Below are 18,876 nucleotides of genomic sequence, written 5' to 3'. Positions count from 1 at the left end.
GTGCTGTGACAGGAGGTGCGCGATGACGATCCGCCGATCTGCTACCAAACGCAATGGCCTGCCCACGGTCGTGCAGCTGCGGCTCACGCCCGCCCCGGCCCAGGCCGACGCGCTGACCGCGGCGGTGCTGCTGTGCAATCAGGCGGCCACCGTCGTCTCCCGGCTGGCCTGGCAGCACCGCGTGTTCGCCGTGGTGGAGCTGCACCGGCTGGCCTATTACGAGGTGCGGGCTCAGGTGGCCGGGCTGGGCGCGCAGGCGGCCGTGCGGGCGATCGCCCGGGTCGCCGGCGCGTATGCCAACCGGCGCGCCAGCAAGAAGCGAGCTCACATCTTCCGGCCGCACGGCGCCATCCCTTACGACGCCCGGTTGATGAGCTGGAATCGTGACGCCCGCACGGTGTCGCTGTGGACGCCCACCGGCCGCGTCGCCGTCCCATATGCGGGTCGGCCGGAAGATCTCAAGGCTGTGGACGTGCTGCCGGTGGGGGAGGCCGATCTGGTCTGCCGGCGTGGGGTGTGGCTGCTGCAGGTCGCCCTCACCCTGCCCAAACCGGCGGTGCGTGAGCCGGTCGGCGGTTTTGTGGGGGTGGATCAAGGCGTGGCGAACCTGGCAGTCACCTGCGACGGTGCGGTGCTGTTGGGCCCTGCCTTGGTCGGGCCGATCGGCGGCAACGGGCACGTCCGCACCCTGCGCGAGCGGCGCCACCGGCAACGCCGACGGCTGCAGAAGAAGGGCACTGCTGCGGCGCGGCGGGTGCTGCGCCGCCTGTCCGGGCGTGAGCATCGGATGATGACCGACCTCAACCACCAAATCAGTAAGTTCGTGGTGCGTGAAGCCGAACGCACCGGCCGCGGGGTCGCCCTGGAGGATCTGCAGGGTATCCGCGGTCGGGTCAGGGCTCACCGGCTCCAGCGGCGCACCCTGCACACCTGGGCGTTCGCCCAGCAGATCGCCTTCACCCGCTACAAGGCCGCCCGGACGGGGGTTGCCTTCGTGTTGGTCGACCCTGCGTATACCTCGCAGGCGTGTCCGGAGTGCGGGTGTGTGGCGAGGGCGAACCGGCCGGCGCGGGGCCGGTTCGTCTGCACCCGGTGCGGCCTCGCTGGGCACGCCGACCACATCGCGGCCCGCAACATCGCCACACGCGGCATAGCGGGCTGGGCTGCCATCAACCAGCCACACGCTACCGGCCTCCCTTCACCCAGACGGGACCGCGAGAGCAAACCACCAGCTTCAACCGGCGGTTAGTTGATGGTCGTTCCATCCAGCACCCATTTGGGCGAGCCGTCAAACTGGCACCGTGAACAGGATCATCGTCTGCGGCATCTCCGGGTCGGGCAAGACGACGCTCGCCAGGAAGCTGGCCGCCCGGCTCGGCCTGCCCCGCCACGAGCTCGACGCCCTGCATCACGGTCCCGGCTGGGTCAAGCGGCCGGAGTTCGAGGCCGACGTGGACGAGTTCAGCCGGGGCGAGCGGTGGGTGACCGAGGACCAGTACCACCGCTTCCTGGGCGACCTCCTCTGGCAGCGCGCCGACACGGCCGTCTGGCTGGACCTGCCGCGCCGCACCGTGATGTGGCGGGTCGTACGCCGCTCACTCGGCCGCGCGATCACCCGGCGCGAGCTGTGGAACGGCAACCGGGAGGACTGGAGATCCTGGCTCGAACCTGACCACCCGATCCGGTGGGCGTGGACCCACCACCAGCGCCGCAAGACGCAGACCGCCGACCGCATCGCCCAGCACCCGGAGGTGACGGCGATCCGCCTGCGTACGGCCCGCGCGGCGAAACGCTGGCTCGCCGACCTGCCCCCGAAGGAGTGAGGAGGACAGCGCACCCCTCTTGATCGAGACGTGAGTGCGACGGCACCCGGTGACGTGGAACGCCGCGCCCTATGCCGAATACGGCGGATCCACTTGAGCAATGCATACTGAATATGCATACTTCGTATCTATGTCGATCAGGCACGGGCTGCTCGCCCTCCTCAGCAGGGGGCCCCGGCATGGCTACCAACTGCGGGTGGAATTCGAGGCGTCGACGGGGGCGACCTGGCCGCTCAACATCGGCCAGGTCTACACGACGCTGTCCCGTCTGGAGCGCGACTGCCTGGTCGAGCCGAGTGAGTCGGACGAGCAGGGGCGAGTCGTCTACACGATCACCGCGGCCGGGCGGGAGGAGATGGCGCGATGGTTCAGCACCCCCGTCGTCCACTCCGACCGGCCGCGGGACGAGCTGGTCATCAAGTTGGCCATGGCCGTCGCCGCCAAGGAGGTGGACGTCGCCGAGGTCATCCGCAAGCAGCGTACGGCGACCATGCGCGCCCTCCAGGAGCTGACCAGGGCCAAGCGAGCTGTCGCGGAAGGCGCGGCCCAGCGGCTCGTGCTCGATTCCATGATCTTCCACGCCGAGGCCGAGCAACGGTGGCTGGACCACTGCGAGGCCGTTCTCGAGGAGAAAAGATGACGTTCGTACGGCTGGCTGAGGTGGCCAGAGTCCACGGCGAAGGGGCGACAGCCGTACCCGCCCTGAAGGGTGTGAGCCTCGAGGTCGACGCGGGAGAGCTGGTCGCGGTCATGGGCCCGTCAGGGTCCGGCAAGTCGACCCTGCTCAACCTCGCGGGCGGGCTCGACCGGCCCACGTCGGGGACGGTGCACATCGGCGAGCAGGACCTGGCCACCGTGCGCGACCTGGCGGCGCTGCGGCGCCGCAGCGTCGGCTACGTCTTCCAGGACCTGAACCTGATCCCGTCGCTGACGGCGGCGGAGAACGTGATGCTGCCGCGCGAGCTCGACGGCGTACGGTCACGTCAAGCCCGCGAGGAGGCCATGGCCGTGCTGGCGGAGATCGACATGGAACACCTGGCCGACCGCTTCCCCGAGGAGCTGTCCGGTGGCCAGCGCCAGCGGGTCGCGATCGCCCGCGCACTGATCGGCGAGCGGCGCCTGCTGCTGGCCGACGAACCGACCGGTGCGCTCGACACACGTACCGGGGACGAGATCCTGCAGATATTACGCACGCGCTGTGACGCGGGCGTGGCGGCCCTGCTCGTCACCCACGAGCCGCGCTACGCCGCCTGGGCCGACCGTGTGGTGTTCCTCCGCGACGGTATGATCACCGATTCCACCAACGGGTCGCTGGTGAGCGCCCGATGAGCGCCGTTCTCGCCGCGCTGCGCATCGCCCGCCGGAACGCGTGGCGTTCCCGGGGACGAAGCGCGCTCATCATGATGATGATCGGCTTGCCCGTCCTGGTGATCACGGCGGCTCTCACCCTCAGCGAGACCATGACCGTCACTCCGCGCGAGGGCCTGGTGGCCGAGCTCGGCGCGGCCGACGCCCGCCTCGTGCAGGTACCCGAGGGCACGGTGCTGCACCAGCAGCCGGGCGGGGCGAGCATGGACCCGGCTGACGGCAAAACGGCCACGCCCCGGCTCAACGCCGCCGAGGTGGTGGCCCTGCTGGGGCCGGGTGCCCGGGTGATCCCCTTCAGCACCGGCGCGCTCCGGCTGGGCAGCGGGCAGGCCGTCGGGCTGCGGACCGATCTGCGCGATCCTCTTACCAGGGGAATCCGGACGCTGAGTGAGGGCAGGTTTCCCTCCGCCCGCGAGGTCGCGGTGACACCCGCGTTCGGCCTGCGGCCCGGCGATGTCCTGCGGTTACCCGGCGCGGCGCCGCTGACGGTGGTGGGCGTGGTCGAGCACCCGCACCAGCCGTCGCTTCGAGAGGTCGTGGGTCCGGATCTCCCGTTGACGCCGTCGGAAGAATTCTGGCCCCGCGAGTACGGCAGCGGCTGGCTCGCCGCCGCCGCGAGGCCCGTGTCGTGGACCGACGTGCCCGCGCTGAACAGAGGCGGTCTGTACGTCACCTCTCGCACCATGATCACCGACAATCAGCGCGCTCTGGTTCGTGGCCCAGACTCCGTCCAGGAGCTGGCCGGGATCGGCGCCATGGTGATCGTGATGGCGCTGGAGACCGTGCTGCTGGCCGGGCCCGCCTTCGCGGTCGGGCTCCGCAGACGGCGCCGGGAACTGGCCGAGATCGCGACCCAAGGCGGCTCAGCCGGGCACCTGCGGACGATCGTGCTGGCCGACGGGCTCATCCTCGGTGGTGCGGCCACCCTCGTGGCGACCGTGCTGGGCATCGCGGCCGGAACGCTGGGCGCCCCGGTCCTGGCGCGCTGGGGAGGGCAGGTCGGCCCGCCGGACGTACCGTGGTGGCCGGTTCTGGGCGTGGCCGGGCTGGGCCTGCTCACCGGGCTCGTGGCAGCGCTGGTGCCTGCCGTGCAAGCGGCTCGGCAGAACACCGCGGCCGTGTTGGCCGGCCGCTCGCCCACGATGGCCGACCGGCCGGGATGGCCCCTGGTGGGGGTCGCGCTGGTGCTGGCCGGACTGGCGGCGACCGTGGTGGCGCGCCGCCAACCGGGCTCGGCGTGGGTGTTCGTCTCGTCGGTGCCGGTCCTGCTCGGGCTGGTGGCGTTGACGCCATGGCTGGTCCGCTACACGGGACGGCTGGCCACGCGGCTGCGGCTGCCGCTGCGGGTGTCCGTCCGCGACGCGGTCCGCCACCGATCCCGGACGGCGAGCGCCGTGGCGGCCGTCATGGCGGTCACGGCCACGGTCGTGGCGATGGGCATCGGCGCTCAGAGCGCATACATGGACCAGCGCAACGCCTACACCTCGGCGCGCCCGACCGGCATGCTGGCGATCTGGGGCGGCACCATGGCCGACGCGACCTGGAACAAGCTGCGCGCCGAAGCGGCCCGCCTGCTGCCGGGCGTGCCGCTGACCGCCGGCTACCAGGTGAAGGACGCCCAGGGCCACCGCTACGCGTTGCGGTACACGGTGCGATGGAACGGCACCCGGACACGTCGCACGGCGGCCATCGGCGACCAGGCGCTGCTCGAACTCCTGCAAGGACGCCACGACCCACAGGCGGCCGCGGCGCTGGCGAGCGGTAAGGCCGTGGTGTTCGACGCGGCCGCCCTGCGGGACGGCAAGCTCACGCTGCGGGCGGGCTCCACGTCCGGCCCCGCGCGCCAGCTCGACGTGCCCGCGGTGCTGGCCACACCCGCTGACGAGTACCAGGGCGGTGCCCTGCTGCCGCGCGCCCTGGTCGAGCAGGCCGGCTTCTCGACGGCGGAGCGCCAGCTCTACGCCATGCACCGGCCGCCGGCCGACTCACCGCTGTGGCGCGATCTCGCCAAAGTGACCCACCGCGTCACGATCGCGTCCGAGGAGGGCTATCGCAACACGCCCGACCCCAGCTTGTGGGGCTGGCTCGGCGGCGCTCTCGTCCTCGTCGTCGGCGGCACACTGGCCGCCACCCGCCTGGCGGCCGCCGACATGCGGCCTGAACGGGCCACAATGGCAGCCATCGGCGCCCCGCCCGGGATGTTGCGGATGGTCGTGGCCGGCCAGGCCCTCTACATCTCCGGGCTCGGCGCGCTGGTCGGGCTGGTCGCGGGAACGGTGACAGGCGTGGCGCTGAGCCGGCCGATGACGACGCACGGCGCGGGAGATCCCGCCACGATCGCCATACCGTGGTCATTCGTGATCGCCGCTGTGGTGGGGCTGCCCCTGCTGGCGACCGCAGCGGCACTGATCACCCGGACCCGGCTGCCCCTCGCCCGTCGGCTCGTGTGACGCGGATCCTGGATCGCTCCCGGCCACCGTGGTGAGCTGCGCCATCGGCACCGGGAGCGTCGTGATGGTCGACGAACGCGGCTACTTCCTGGCCAGCAGTGCCACGCACTCCACGTGGTGAGTCATCGGAAAGGCGTCGAAAGCCCGCAGGTCTACCAGCTCATAGCCGTCGTCGCCCAGCCAGGACAGGTCGCGGGCCAGCGTCGCCGGGTCGCAGGAGACGTACACGATCCGCGACGCCTCCAGCGCGGCGACCCGGCGGACCACGTCGCGCCCGAGCCCCGACCGGGGCGGGTCGACGACGACGATGTCGGCGCGCTCGATCTGGAACCGGTCCAGTGCCTCCTCCACCCGTCCCCGCTCCACCCGGGCCTGCGGCAGGTCGCGGAGGTTGGCGCGGGCGTCGCGGACGGCGGCCGCCTCCGACTCCAGGCCGAACACCGCGCCCTCGGCCCCCACACCCTCCGCCAGGCCGGCGGCGAACAGGCCGACCCCGCAGTAGAGGTCCAGGGCCCACTCTCCGGGCTCCGGCGCGGCGTAGGACAGGACGGCGTCGAGCAGGGTCTCGGCGGCGCCCGGATGCACCTGCCAGAAGCCGCTGCCCGCCACCCTGAACTCCCGGTCGCCCACCTGCTCGTGCAGCACCCCGGAGCCCTTGCGCGGCACGGTGTGGCCCTTGCCCTGGTCGAGCAGGATCGAGGCCGACGCGTCAAGGTCCGGGACGGTCACGCTGCGCCTGGGCCGCGGCTTGACCACCACGGCCTGGTCGCCGGCCGAGGAGGCGATCACCTCGACGACGGACGCGCCGCGCCACTCGCGCTGCTCGGCGCCGACGGCCTCCACCTCCGGGTGCGCGATCAGGCAGGCGTCGACCACCTCGATGTCGTGCGAGCGGTGCTTGCGGAAGCCGAGCTCGCCGTCGGGCCGGGCGGCGAACTGGACGCGGGTGCGCCAGCCGAGCCCGTCCTTGGCGCCCGGCACCTCCTCGACCACGACCGCACGCTCGATGCCGGCCAGCCTGCTGAGCTGCTCGGCGACCACGGCGGCCTTGAGACCGCGCTGCGCCTCCAGAGTGGCGTGCTGCCAGTCGCAGCCGCCGCAGCGGCCGGGGCCGGCGAAGGGGCAGGGCGGGACCACGCGGTCGGGTGACGGGTCGAGCACCTGCACGGCGTCGGCCCGGAGGAAGCGGGTGGTCTCCTCGGTGACCTCGGCGATGACCCGCTCGCCTGGCAGCGCGTGTCGTACGAAGACCACGCGCCCTTCATGGCGCGCCACGCACCAGCCGCCATGGGCGACCGGACCTACCGTCAGCTCGAGAGATGCCTGTTCCACACGGATACCCTATGCCCTGGCCGACCCTGCCACTTTCCGGACTTGGCCTGCTACAGGGAGTGGTCGCTGGCTTTGATCTCGTCTTTCGCCTTGACGTCCGTCTTGATGACCTGGTGTCCCGCCCGGCGCGAGGCGCCCGGCGCGAACGGCTCGCGCCGCCCCTTGAGCCGGTCGGAGGAGTGGAGCTGCCACGGCACGCTCGTCACCATCACCCCTGGCTTGAACAGCAGCCGCGCCTTCAGCCGCAGCGCGCTCTGGTTGTGCAGCAGGTGCTCCCACCAGTGCCCGACCACGTACTCGGGGATGAACACGGTCACCACGTCGCGCGGTGAGCGGCGGCGCAGGGTCTTGACGTAGTCGAGGATCGGCTGGGTGATCTCCCGGTATGGAGAGTCGAGCATCTTCAGCGGCACCGGGATGCCCAGGCGCTCCCACTCGTCCTGGAGGTGGCGGGCTTCGGCGCCCTCGACGCCGACGGTGATCGCCTCCAGCGTGGACGGCCTGGTGGCGCGGGCGTAGGCGAGGGCACGCATCGTCGGCTTGTGAATCTTGGAGACGAGCACGATCGCGTGGTTGCGCGCCGGCAGCATCGACTCGTCGAACTCCTCGGTGATCTCCAGTTCGGCCGCCACGTTGTCGTAGTGGCGCCGGATGGCCTTCATCATGAGGAACAGGACCGGCATCGCGAAGCACACGATCCAGGCGCCGACCAGGAACTTGGTCAGCAGCACGACGACCAGCACCAGCCCGGTCATGATGCCGCCGAAGAAGTTGATCACTCGCGAGCGGTGCATCTGGTGCCGGATCTTGGGGTCGGTCTCGGTCTTGAGATGGCGGGTCCAGTGGATGACCATGCCGATCTGGCTGAGCGTGAAGGAGACGAACACGCCGACGATGTAGAGGTTCAGCAGGCGGCTGACGTCGGCGTTGAACCCCCACAGCAGCAGGCACGCGCCCAGCGCCAGGATGACGATGCCGTTGGAGAAGGCCAGCCGGTCGCCGCGGGTGTGCAGCTGGCGGGGCAGGTAGCGGTCCTGGGCCAGGATCGAGCCGAGCACCGGGAAGCCGTTGAAGGCGGTGTTGGCGGCGAGGAACAGGATGAGCGCGGTGACCGCCGAGATGACCACGAACGGCAGCGAGCCGCCGCCGAAGACCGCGTCGGCCACCTGCGAGATGATCGGCTGCTGGTAGTAGCCGGGGCCGACCGGCGACCCGTCCGCCCGGTGCAGGTCGTAGGCCACCACCGACGGCTCGGCCACCTTCACGCCCGAGGCCAGGCCCAGCGCGATGATGCCGCCGAACATCGTGATCGACACCAGGCCCATCATGAGCAGCGTGGTGGCGGCGTTCTTGCTCTTGGGCTTGCGGAAGGCGGGCACGCCGTTGCTGATGGCCTCGACACCGGTCAGCGCCGCGCAACCGGAGGAGAAGGCGCGCAGGATCAGGAAGGCGGCGGCGAAGCTGGTCAGGTTCGCCTGCTCGGCGTCGATCGTGAACCCGGCGCTGGGCGCCCGCAGGTCGTCGCCGAGCACCAGCAGCCGGAAGCCGCCCCAGGCGATCAGCCCCAGCACCGCGAGCATGAACGCGTACGTCGGGACGGCGAAGGCCGCCCCCGACTCGCGCAGGCCGCGCAGGTTGACGACGGTGAGCAGGATCACGATGGCGATGGCGACGGCCGGCTTGTGCTCGCCGACGAACGGGATCGTGGCGCCCACGTAGTCGACGCCGTTGGCGACCGACACGGCCACGGTCAGCACGTAGTCGACCATGAGCGCGCTGGCCACGGTCAGCCCGGCGTTCTTGCCGAGGTTGGTGGTGGCCACCTCGTAGTCGCCGCCGCCGCTGGGGTAGGCGTGCACGTTCTGCCGGTACGAGGCCACGACCGTCAGCATCACGACCACGACGGCGATCGCGACCCACGGACTGTAGGAGTAGAACGACACACCCGCCAGCGACAGGATGACCAGAATCTCCTGCGGCGCGTACGCCACGGAGGACAGGGCGTCGCTGGCGAAGATCGGCAGGGCTATGCGTTTGGGCAGCAGTTGCTCGTGAAGCTGGCCGCTTCTGAGCGCCCGCCCCACAAGCACGCGTTTGACAAGATCCGTTACCTTCGCCACGTAACGAAATGCTAGCCCCCCGTGCCAGGGGCGCCGACGGGGCGCTCCCCTATCGGGCCATACTGGTGTCGAGCAACCGGCCGACCGCGAAGTGCGGGGGAGTATGCATATAGTGATCATGGGCTGTGGCCGGGTCGGTTCGACCCTGGCCCACATCCTCGAGGACAACGGCCATACGGTCGCGATCATCGATCGCGACCCTCAGGCCTTCCGCCGGCTGCGTGCCGGTTTTCGCGGGCGGCGGGTGACCGGCGTCGGATTCGACCGTGACGTGCTCACCGAGGCGGGCATCGAGTCCGCGGCCGCGTACGTGGCGGTCTCCAGCGGCGACAACTCCAACATCATCTCGGCGCGCGCGGCGCGCGAGACGTTCGGCGTCGACAACGTGGTGGCCCGCATCTACGACCCGCGGCGGGCCGAGGTCTACCAGCGGCTGGGCATCCCCACGGTGGCGACCGTGCGGTGGACCGCCGACCAGATCCTGCGCCGCATCCTGCCCGAGGGCGCCGAGCCGCTCTGGCGCGACCCCACCGGCACCGTGATCCTGGCGGAGGTCGCCACGAATCCCGGCTGGATCGGCACCCGGGTCGTCGATCTCGAGGCACGGGCCAGGACCCGCGCCGCCTACCTCAACCGCATGGGCGAGGCCCTGGTCATCGCCGATGACACCGTGATCCAGGAAGGCGACGTGCTGCACGTCATCGCCGCCGAGAACGACATGGACCGGATCAACAAGGTGCTCGCCCTGGCACCGGAACAGGACCACTGATGCGCGTCGCCATCGCCGGTGCGGGGGCCGTGGGCCGGTCCATCGCGGCCGAGCTGCTGGAGAACGGTCACGAGGTCCTCCTGATCGACATCGACCCCCGCGCCATCAAGATCGACAGCGTGCCGCGGGCGGAGTGGCTGCTGGCCGACGCCTGCGAGATCGCCTCGCTCGACGAGGCGGGCCTGAGCAACTGCCACGTCGTCGTCGCCTCCTCCGGCGACGACAAGGTCAACCTCGTGGTGTCGCTGCTGGCCAAGACCGAGTACGGCGTGCCGCGCGTGGTGGCCCGGATCAACCACCCCAACAACGAGTGGCTGTTCAACGAGTCGTGGGGCGTGGACGTGGCGGTCTCGACACCGCGCCTGCTGAGCGCGCTGGTCGAGGAGGCGGTGAGCGTCGGCGACCTGGTGCGGCTGATGACGTTCCGCCAGGGGCAGGCCAACCTGGTCGAGCTCACCCTGGCCGAGGACGCGCCCGTGGTGGGCCAGCGGGCCGGCTCGGTGCCGTGGCCGAACGACTCGGCGCTGGTCGCGATCCTGCGTGAGGGCCGGGTGCTGGTGCCGACCAACGACGACCCGCTGGAGGCGGGCGACGAGCTGTTGTTCGTCGCCAACCAGGAGGTGGAGCAGGAGCTCGCGCACCTGCTCTCCCAGCACTGAGCGGCTAGGCGGGGGCGACCGGCGACTTGATCGGCGTTCGTCCCCTGCCGAGCAGCCACAGCATCGCGCCGAGCGCGGCCACCTGGAGCGGCCAGCCCATCACGATCTTCGCGAAGCCGAGGGCGGCCACGGCCTCGTCGCCGCCGCCGAACAGCCACACGGGCAGCTGCACGGCCACCCTGATCACGCACGGGATCAGCAGCATCCAGGTCAGCTTGGCGCAGAGCCGGACGATGCCCGGATCCTTGTGCCAGGCCGTGGGGTCGCCGGTGACCGAGCCGATCAGGAACCCGACCACGGGCCAGCGGGTGACGATCGACAGCAGCATCGCCACCGAGTAGCCGGCGTTCCACAGGATGCCGGGCAGGAAATAGTCCTTCGCGTCGCCGGTGCGGCTGGCGAAGAACGCGCCGATGGCGATGCCGATCAGGCTGTTGATCACGAACTGCGGCGTGGACCGCTGCGCGATCCTGGCCACCAGCAGCACGACCGCCAGCGAGACGCTGATGATGAGCGAGATCTTCAGGTCTTCGGTGAAGATCCACGACAGCGTGAACGCGATGGTCGGCACCGCCGCCTCGATGATGCCCCGTACTCCGCCGAACGCCTTGGCGAGCTGGGCTCGCACCGCCGCTTCGACGGTGTCGTGGGCGACCTCTTCCGCCTCGGCACTCACCTGATCAACTCCCTGGGCGCAGCTCGTAGCGAGGATTGAACATCACCTTGCGCCCGTCCTGCATGCTGACCAGGCCTTCTGCCTTGACGGTGCGCCCGGGCTCGATGCCCGCGATCTTGCGGCGGCCGAGCCATACCAGGTCGATCACGTCTGACCCGTCGTAGAGCTCGGCCTCAAGGGCGGGCGCGCCGCCCCTGGGCCGCAGTGTCACGGTACGTAGCGTACCGGCCACGCAGAAGCGGCGCCTGCCGCCACACGAGACGATGGGGGTCGCGCCGACCTCGTCGACGTCTTCCCGTAGTTCCTGGGCTTCGATCTCGGACTGGGTGGAGGCCAGCCGACTGAAGAACCCGCGCAATCCCCCGCGTTTCGGAGGTTCTGCCGTACTCATGATGACTCAGCCTACGTGATAGGAACGGTCAGCGAATCTCGCTGATCTCGGGTCCTCGTTTGAACGGGTTGAGCCCCTGGCTCTCGTCCGTTTCGGTGCTCTGCTCGTTGGGACGGCGCAGCGTGATCGCCTCTTCCCGGGCCATCGGCTCGGTGCCCCGTACTACCACGACATCCCGGATGAAGTCGAGGAACACGTTCGCCACGCTCTCGTCGAGCGCGGCCCGGCCACTGATCATCGCCAGCAGGAACCAGCGCGGACCGTCGATGCCGATGTAACGGGCCTTGCGGGTGGTGTTGCCCTCGCCGGCGATGTCGCCGATCAGCTCGGGACCGAACGGGCCCTCCTGCCCGGCGAGGTCCTTGGCACCCGACAGGATCTTGGCCCGGACCTCGTCCCAGAGACCCATGGTCTTGGGCGCGGCCAGTGCCTGGAGCTGCAGCGAGCTCTCCTCGTACAGCACGACGACACCGACGTTCTGGTCACCCACCGAGGCCAGCCGCAGGTCGAAGTCGGGGTTGTGCGGCACGCGCAGCCCGCCGAGATCGATCCTGTCGGTGTCGGGGTGGGGCTCGTCGGCGTCCCATGGGCCGGATTCGCGCATGGGGGCGGCGGAGACCTTCTGCTCTGCCGCCTGATCCGGCTGCTCACGACGGCGACGTCGGAACACTGTGCTCACTCTCCCTGGTTAACGTCCTGTTGATCCGAAACCGCCGGTGCCGCGGGCCGAGCCGGGCAGCAGCTCCACCTCGGTGAACGCCGCCCGCTCGACGCGTTGGACGACGAGCTGGGCCACCCGGTCTCCGCGGCTCAGGCGGAAGGGCTCCTTGGCGTCGGTGTTGATCACCGTCACCCTGATCTCGCCGCGGTAGCCGGCGTCGACCGTGCCTGGCGCGTTGACCAGCGTGACGCCGTGCTTGGCGGCAAGGCCCGAGCGAGGGTGCACGAACGCGGCGTAGCCGTCGGGCAGCGCGATCGCGAGGCCCGTCCCGATCACGGCCCGCTCGCCGGGCAGCAGTTCGACGTCCTCGGCCGCGTAGAGGTCGGCGCCCGCGTCGCCCGGATGGGCGTAGGACGGCACCGGCAGCTCGTCGTCGAGTCGCTGGATGAGGACCTGCACGTCGGTCAAGGGTTCACCTCACGGTCGTGGTGCTCGGCGGCGATGCGCCCCCTCAGCCTCAAGGTACGCCCTTCCGCCCGTACTCCTGTCGCACCAGACAGGAGGGTGGAGTGTCGGGCCACCGGGAAAAGGGAGAAGGCACCCGAACTCGGGCGTCCCTCGGTGAGGTGGTCACGGGTGACGAGATTACTCGGTGTCAGGGGGACTATCGTCCTTGTCGGCCGAGCCCGAACTTGCGCCCGGGGGCGGGGAGTCGGGTGACCGCGCGGGGGCCGGCGGCAGGGCGGGCGGTTTGTGCACCAGCTCGGGCAGCGCCCGGTAGATCACCGCCGCCACGGGCACGGCCACCGCCGCTCCCGCGATGCCGGCCAGGATGCCGCCGACGGCCAGCACGAGGATGATGGCCAGCGGGTGGAAGTTGAGCGCCCGGCCGACGATGAGCGGCTGGAGCACGTGGTTCTCCAGTTGCTGCTCGACGATCAGGATGCCGATGAAGATCAGCGCGTAGACCGGCCCCTTGGCGCCCAGCGTGACCAGGGTGGCGATCGTACCCGCGAAGAAGATGCCGACGATCGGGATGAAGCTGGCGAAGAAGATCAGCACCGCCAGCGGCGCCCAGAGCGGCACGCCCATACCGGCCAGCACGATGCCCATGATTAATCCGTGCACGGCGGCGACCGCGACGGTGCCCTGCACATAGTGGGAGAGCGTGGTCCAGGCGGCCCGGCCCGCCCGGTCGACCCGCGGCGCCATCGAGCCGAACCCCCGCAGGAACCACGACCAGATCCGGTCGCCGTCCTTGAGCAGGAAGAACGTGACGAACAGCAGCAGCACGAGGGATGCGAGCACCTCGAAGGCGACGGCGCCGGCGGTCAGCACGGTGCTCGTGATGGCCGTGCGCTGGGCGTTGACCATCGTCGCGATCTCGTCGACGTAGCTGGTGATCTGCGCCTCTTTGAGGTGCAGCGGGCCGGTGATCAGCCAGTTCTGTACGTCGCGGGCGGTGGACTGGACCTGTTCGACCAGGTTGGGGAACTCCTCGGTGGCCCGCGCGCCGACCAGCCATCCGGTGCCGGCGAGCACCGCGAGCGCCACCAGCATGGTGATCCAGGTGGCGTAGATGGGGCGCATGCCCGCCTCACGCAGGCTCCTGGCCAGCGGGAACAGCAGCGCGGTCAGCAGCAGGGCGATGGCGACGGGCAGGGCCACGAAGCTGAGCCGCGCGATGCCCTGGACGAAGAAGTAGACGACCACGCCGACGAGGATCAGGCACAGGCACCAGGCGGCCATCTTGGCCAGCACGGGTGGCACGAGCTTGGTTGGGCGGTCAGTCAGCACGTGTTCAAGACTGGCACGTGACCGGAATGGATGCGCGCGGATAAAAGATCGGGTCTGATCGGGTCTGGGCAACGGCATGATCACATGCGACCGTCATGCACATGAAGACCGTCGCGCTGGTTAAGGTGAGCGCTATCACCGCCGTGATCGCATGTCTCGTCGCGGTCCCCGTGCCCGCCCTGGCCTCGCGCGGTGAGCCCGCGCTCGACGTGCTGTCCAGCCGCGCCGACCGGGTCAGCGGCGGTGACGCCTTGATCCGGGTACAAGTAAGCCAGGGCATGCGGCTCAAGGTGCTGCGCAACGGCGAGGACGTCACCGCGGCCTTCACACCGGATCCCGGCGGCGAGTCGTTCAGCGGCCTGGTGACCGGGCTGATCGACGGCGACAACACGATCAAGGCGCTGGCCGGGCCGTTCAAAGAGACGCTGAAGTTACGCAACCACCCGATCTCAGGACCGATCTTCTCGGGGCCGCACCAGTACCCGTTCCTGTGCAAGACCGAGCGGAGCGGGCTCGGCCCGCCGGTCGCGGACAACCAGGACGGCCAGGGCATGCGCACCACGGGCGGGTGGAGCAGGGACTGCTTCGCGCCGGTGCTGAAGGAGCGGCTCTACCGCTCGACGGACGGCGCGTTCAAGACGATGCCCGCCCAGCGCCCCGCGGACATGTCGACCACCACCACGATGGACGGCCGGACGGTGGACTTCGTGGTGCGCCGCGAGCGCGGCGTGATCAACCGCTTCCTCTACTCCATCGCGATGCTGGAGGACGGCTACAACGGCCGGGCGATCTACCGCTTCGACGGCGGCGTGGGGATCGGCCACGACCAGGGCACGCTCGGCGGCAGCGCGCTCGACGTGTACGGACTGGGCAAGGGCTACGCGATCCTGTACTCGTCGGGCACCCGCACCTCGACGCACTACAACCTGATCCTGGGCGGCGAGACCGCGCTGATGGTGAAGGAGCGGTTCATCGAGCAGTACGGCGTGCCGCTCTACACGGTCGGCGTGGGCGGCTCGGGCGGCGCCCTCCAGCAGTACATCTACGGGCAGAACTACGGCACCGAGGTGATCGACGCGGCGATCCCGCAGTACTCCTATCCCGACATGGTCACCCAGACCATCCACGTCGGCGACTGTGAGCTGCTCGAACGCTACATGGACCACAACCCGCGCTGGGCGTCCTGGGACGCGCGGACCGCGCTGATCGGGATGAACGCCAGCGACACCGTGGACAACCCCTACACCGGCAAGCCGGGCTCGGACGAGTGCGTCAAGGGCTGGCGCGGGCTCACACCGCTGACCATGAACCCGCTCTTCAGCTCCAACAACGATCCCGAGTGGGCCAAGATGGACCCGCCCGGCGTCAAGGACACGGTCCAGTGGACGCACTGGGACGACCTGCGCGAGGTCTACGGCGTCGCCCCCGACGGCTACGCCCGCTCCACCTGGGACAACGTCGGCGTCCAGTACGGTCTGGGGTCGCTGGTGAAGGGCCTGATCACGCCCGCGGAGTTCCTCGACGTCAACGCGCACGCCGGCTCCTGGAAGGAGTCGAAGGACATGGTGCGGGAGGGCTGCCCGTTCACCCCCTCCCTCTGCCAGGATCCGGCCCAGTTCGACCCGTGGAGCACCCGCAACCAGCAGACGGGGGACCCGGCGCCACGGCGTACCGGCGACCCGATCGCGATCAAGAACGTGGAGCGCAGCGGGCTGGTGTTCAAGGGCGACATCGCCATCCCGGTCATCGACTGGCGCCACTACCTCGAAGACCAGCTCGACATGCACGACGCGCACCAGTCGTTCGCCTCGCGGCAGCGGATGCTGAACTACGACGGCAACGCCGACAACCAGGTCATCTGGTTCACCGACGCCCGCCCCGACGGGCCGGCGTTCGACCAGACGCCCGAGGCGCTGCGGGTGATGGACCAGTGGATGGCCAACCTCCGCGCCCGCCCGTGGCGCGGGGTGGCGGGCAACAAGCCCGCCTCGGCCGTGGACCGCTGCTTCACCACCACCGGGGCGCAGATCGCCGCCGGCCCGCACGTGTGGGACGGCATCCTGGACCACCACGCCGCCGGCCCCTGCACCGCGCGCTTCCCGTTGTACTCCACCTCCCGCGTCGTGGCGGGCGGTCCGCTGGAGGGCGGCGTGTACAAGTGCCGCCTGCAGCCGGTGTCCAAGGCCATCGCACGCGGCCTGTACGGCTCGTGGCGCCCCTCCCCCGAGGAGCGGGCCCGCCTTGAGGCGATCTTCCCCTCGGGGGTGTGCGACTACTAGCAGTTACTGCTCGAGCGTCACCTCGACGGCGAACTCGGGACCGTCGTCGAGGACGAACTCCTCGACGTTGCCCGCGCCGCACAGGTCGTCCTGCGCCAGCCGTACCAGGGCGATCTCGGGGCCGGACACGGTGAGGCGGGAGACCTCGGCGCGCATCGACAGCTTGACGGCGGACTTGGCCTTGCGGATCCGCGCGAGCACGTCGGACGCCACGGTGAGCACCGCCGGGTCACCCGCGCCCGCCGGCACCGACGGCCACGCCGCGCGGTGGACCGAGCCGGGACGCCACCAGGACCAGACCTCCTCCGTGACGAACGGCAGGAACGGCGCGAAGAGCCGCAGCAGCACGTCGAGCGCCTGGCGCAGCGCCGCGTGCGCCGAGGCGGCCGCCGGGCCGCTCTCATAGGCCCTGGCCTTGACCAGCTCCAGGTAGTCGTCACAGAACGCCCAGAAGAAGCGCTCGGCGGCCTCCATCGCCCGGGTGTAGTCGTAGCCCTCGAACGCCTGGGTGGCCTCCTCGATCACACTCGAGAGCTGGGCCAGCATCGCCAGGTCGAGCGGCTCGGTGACCGCCGCCTCGGAGCCGGGGAAGCCGAGCACGAACTTCGACGCGTTGAGGATCTTGATGGCGAGCCGCCGGCCGACCTTGATCTGCCCGGTGTCGAACGCCGTGTCGGTGCCGGGCCGCCCGCTGGCCGCCCAGTAGCGGATCGCGTCGGAGCCGTACTCCTCCAGCAGCCCGAGCGGCGTCGTGACGTTGCCCTTGGACTTGGACATCTTCTTGCGGTCGGGGTCGAGGATCCAGCCCGCGATGACCACGTCGCGCCACGGCAGCGTGCCGAACTCCTGGTGCGCCCTGACCACGGTGGAGAACAGCCAGGTGCGGATGATCTCGTGCGCCTGCGGCCGCAGGTCCATCGGGAAGACCCGGCCGAACAGGTCGGGATCCCGCTCCCAGCCGCCGACGATCTCCGGCGTGAGGGACGAGGTCGCCCAGGTGTCCATGATGTCCGGATCGCCCATGAAGCCGCCCGGCACGCCCCGCTGGTCCTCGGTGTAGCCGTCGGGCACCTGCGAAGAGGGGTCCATCGGCAGCAGGTCCTCCGGCGGGACCAGCGGACGGGAGTAGTCGGGCTCGCCCGACCCGTCCAGCGGGTACCAGACGGGGATCGGCACGCCGAAGAAGCGCTGCCGGGAGATCAGCCAGTCGCCGGCCAGCCCCCGCACCCAGTTGTCGTAGCGGACCCGCATGTGCGGCGGGTGCCAGCGCAGCTCGGCGCCCCTGTCCAGCAGCCGCTCGCGCAGCTCGGGGTCGCGTCCGCCGTTGCGGATGTACCACTGACGGGTGGTGACGATCTCCAGCGGGCGGTCGCCCTGCTCGTAGAACTTCACCATCCGCCGCGTGGGACGCGGGTCGCCGTCCAGGTCGCCCGACTCGCGCAGCAGCTCCACGACGCGTTCGCGCGCGCTGTGGACGGTCTTGCCCGCCAGCTCTTTGTACGGCTCCTGCTCGACGCCCTCGGGCGGCTCGGGCAGCAGGCGGCCGTCCTTGCCGATGATCGGCCTGGTCTCCAGCGCCAGCTCCCGCCACCAGGTGATGTCGGTGATGTCGCCGAACGTGCAGACCATCGCGATGCCGGAGCCCTTGTCGGGCTCGGCCAGGTGGTGGGCCAGCACCGGCACCTCGGCGCCGAACAGCGGCGTCAGCACCGAGGTGCCGAACAGCGGCTGGTAGCGCTCGTCGTCGGGGTGCGCCACCAGGGCCACGCAGGCGGGCAGCAGCTCGGGCCGGGTCGTCTCGATCCAGACCGGCCCCTTCTCGCCGTAGAAGGAGACCCGGTGGAAGGCTCCCGGCCACTCACGGTCCTCGAGCTCCGCCTGGGCGACGGCGGTGCGGAAGGAGACGTCCCACAGCGTCGGCGCCTCGGCCAGGTAGGCCTCGCCGCGCCCCAGCGTGCGCAGGAAGGCCCGCTGCGAGGCGGCCCGCGCCCCGGCGTCGATGGTCGCGTACGTCATCGACCAGTCGACGGACAGCCCCAGCCGCCGCCACAGCTCCTCGAACGCCTTCTCGTCCTCGGCGGTCAGCCGCTCGCACAGCTCGATGAAGTTGCCGCGCGAGACGGAGACCTGCCGCTTGGGATCGGGCTTGGCCGGAGGTGTGAAGTCGGGGTCGTAGGGCACCGAAGGGTCACAGCGGACGCCGAAGTGGTTCTGCACCCGGCGCTCGGTGGGCAGGCCGTTGTCGTCCCACCCCATGGGATAGAAGACCTCGCGCCCGCGCATCCGCTGGAAACGGGCGATGGTGTCAGTGTGCGTGTAGGAGAAGACGTGACCGACGTGGAGGGAGCCGGAGACGGTGGGAGGCGGCGTGTCGATCGAGTAGATCTGCTCGCGCGTCTTGGACCTGTCGAACCGGTAGGTACCGTCATCTTCCCAGCGCGCTACCCATACCTGCTCCAAGCCGTCGAGAGTCGGTTTCTCCGGCATGGCGGCATGGCGTAGTCGCTGCTGATTCATGCCTCCATATGGTACGGCTTCACCGGCCTGGGAG

General features: G+C 70.3%; 16 protein-coding genes. 8 read left to right on the top strand and 8 right to left on the bottom strand.

Going from position 1 to position 18,876, the window contains the following annotated elements:
* Nucleotides 1–22: 22 nt before the first annotated feature.
* The 5 genes from KLK06_RS14305 (at nucleotide 23) to KLK06_RS14285 (ending at nucleotide 5,641) form a co-directional block, all read left to right on the top strand.
* Nucleotides 23–1,249 (top strand): transposase, encoded by a 1,227-nt coding sequence (locus tag KLK06_RS14305; RefSeq protein ID WP_250905372.1) that lies wholly within the window; start codon nucleotides 23–25, stop codon nucleotides 1,247–1,249.
* A gap of 52 nt (nucleotides 1,250–1,301) precedes the next feature.
* A complete protein-coding gene (locus tag KLK06_RS14300; RefSeq protein WP_214635901.1) occupies nucleotides 1,302–1,823 on the top strand; it encodes a hypothetical protein in 522 nt (173 codons plus the stop codon).
* Between the two features lie 130 nt (nucleotides 1,824–1,953).
* Nucleotides 1,954–2,463 (top strand): PadR family transcriptional regulator, encoded by a 510-nt coding sequence (locus tag KLK06_RS14295; RefSeq protein WP_214635900.1) that lies wholly within the window; start codon nucleotides 1,954–1,956, stop codon nucleotides 2,461–2,463.
* Nucleotides 2,460–3,152, top strand: coding sequence for an ABC transporter ATP-binding protein (locus KLK06_RS14290; RefSeq protein ID WP_214635899.1), 693 nt, complete (start codon nucleotides 2,460–2,462; stop codon nucleotides 3,150–3,152). Before KLK06_RS14295 ends, KLK06_RS14290 begins: the two co-directional genes overlap by 4 nt.
* The gene (locus KLK06_RS14285) at nucleotides 3,149–5,641 is read left to right on the top strand and encodes an ABC transporter permease (protein WP_214635898.1); all 2,493 of its coding nucleotides are present in this window, start codon (nucleotides 3,149–3,151) and stop codon (nucleotides 5,639–5,641) included. Before KLK06_RS14290 ends, KLK06_RS14285 begins: the two co-directional genes overlap by 4 nt.
* 81 nt (nucleotides 5,642–5,722) lie before the next feature.
* Here KLK06_RS14285 and KLK06_RS14280 read toward each other — a convergent pair whose 3' ends face one another.
* Nucleotides 5,723–6,973, bottom strand: coding sequence for a class I SAM-dependent RNA methyltransferase (locus KLK06_RS14280; protein ID WP_308168244.1), 1,251 nt, complete (start codon nucleotides 6,971–6,973; stop codon nucleotides 5,723–5,725).
* Nucleotides 6,974–7,023: 50 nt separating this feature from the next.
* Complete coding sequence (locus KLK06_RS14275; RefSeq protein ID WP_214635897.1) at nucleotides 7,024–9,093, bottom strand: APC family permease; 2,070 nt, start codon at nucleotides 9,091–9,093, stop codon at nucleotides 7,024–7,026.
* Between the two features lie 103 nt (nucleotides 9,094–9,196).
* Here KLK06_RS14275 and KLK06_RS14270 point away from each other — a divergent pair, with 103 nt between their 5' ends.
* Together KLK06_RS14270 and KLK06_RS14265 are read left to right on the top strand one after the other, a co-directional pair.
* Nucleotides 9,197–9,862 carry a TrkA family potassium uptake protein gene (locus KLK06_RS14270; RefSeq protein ID WP_214635896.1) on the top strand — a complete coding sequence of 222 codons (666 nt, stop codon included), beginning with the start codon at nucleotides 9,197–9,199 and terminating at the stop codon, nucleotides 9,860–9,862.
* Nucleotides 9,862–10,521 carry a TrkA family potassium uptake protein gene (locus KLK06_RS14265; protein WP_214635895.1) on the top strand — a complete coding sequence of 220 codons (660 nt, stop codon included), beginning with the start codon at nucleotides 9,862–9,864 and terminating at the stop codon, nucleotides 10,519–10,521. Before KLK06_RS14270 ends, KLK06_RS14265 begins: the two co-directional genes overlap by 1 nt.
* 4 nt (nucleotides 10,522–10,525) lie before the next feature.
* On the opposite strand, the gene KLK06_RS14260 is transcribed toward KLK06_RS14265, so the two are convergent.
* The 5 genes from KLK06_RS14260 to KLK06_RS14240 form a co-directional block, all read right to left on the bottom strand.
* Nucleotides 10,526–11,197 carry a DUF3159 domain-containing protein gene (locus tag KLK06_RS14260; RefSeq protein WP_308168243.1) on the bottom strand — a complete coding sequence of 224 codons (672 nt, stop codon included), beginning with the start codon at nucleotides 11,195–11,197 and terminating at the stop codon, nucleotides 10,526–10,528.
* 4 nt (nucleotides 11,198–11,201) lie between these two features.
* Nucleotides 11,202–11,588 carry an OB-fold nucleic acid binding domain-containing protein gene (locus KLK06_RS14255; RefSeq protein ID WP_214635894.1) on the bottom strand — a complete coding sequence of 129 codons (387 nt, stop codon included), beginning with the start codon at nucleotides 11,586–11,588 and terminating at the stop codon, nucleotides 11,202–11,204.
* A gap of 28 nt (nucleotides 11,589–11,616) precedes the next feature.
* Complete coding sequence (locus KLK06_RS14250) at nucleotides 11,617–12,267, bottom strand: DUF3710 domain-containing protein (RefSeq protein WP_308168242.1); 651 nt, start codon at nucleotides 12,265–12,267, stop codon at nucleotides 11,617–11,619.
* Between the two features lie 9 nt (nucleotides 12,268–12,276).
* Nucleotides 12,277–12,717: a dUTP diphosphatase gene (gene dut, locus KLK06_RS14245; protein ID WP_214635893.1), complete on the bottom strand. Its 441-nt coding sequence runs from the start codon at nucleotides 12,715–12,717 to the stop codon at nucleotides 12,277–12,279.
* Between the two features lie 177 nt (nucleotides 12,718–12,894).
* Nucleotides 12,895–14,046: an AI-2E family transporter gene (locus KLK06_RS14240; protein ID WP_214635892.1), complete on the bottom strand. Its 1,152-nt coding sequence runs from the start codon at nucleotides 14,044–14,046 to the stop codon at nucleotides 12,895–12,897.
* Between the two features lie 101 nt (nucleotides 14,047–14,147).
* On the opposite strand from KLK06_RS14240, the gene KLK06_RS14235 reads away from it, so the two are divergent.
* Nucleotides 14,148–16,325 (top strand): DUF6351 family protein, encoded by a 2,178-nt coding sequence (locus KLK06_RS14235; protein ID WP_214635891.1) that lies wholly within the window; start codon nucleotides 14,148–14,150, stop codon nucleotides 16,323–16,325.
* Between the two features lie 3 nt (nucleotides 16,326–16,328).
* Here the strand turns inward: KLK06_RS14235 and valS are convergent, their stop codons facing one another.
* Nucleotides 16,329–18,842, bottom strand: a complete 2,514-nt coding sequence (gene valS, locus KLK06_RS14230; protein ID WP_250905371.1) for a valine--tRNA ligase — start codon at nucleotides 18,840–18,842, stop codon at nucleotides 16,329–16,331.
* Nucleotides 18,843–18,876 lie beyond the last annotated feature (34 nt).

Origin of the sequence: Nonomuraea sp. NEAU-A123 (assembly GCF_018603905.1) — a bacterium.
In the GTDB taxonomy this organism is placed as follows: domain Bacteria; phylum Actinomycetota; class Actinomycetes; order Streptosporangiales; family Streptosporangiaceae; genus Nonomuraea.
The sequence above is the reverse complement of the archived record's forward strand: the minus strand, read 5'-3'. Positions and strand labels throughout refer to the sequence as shown.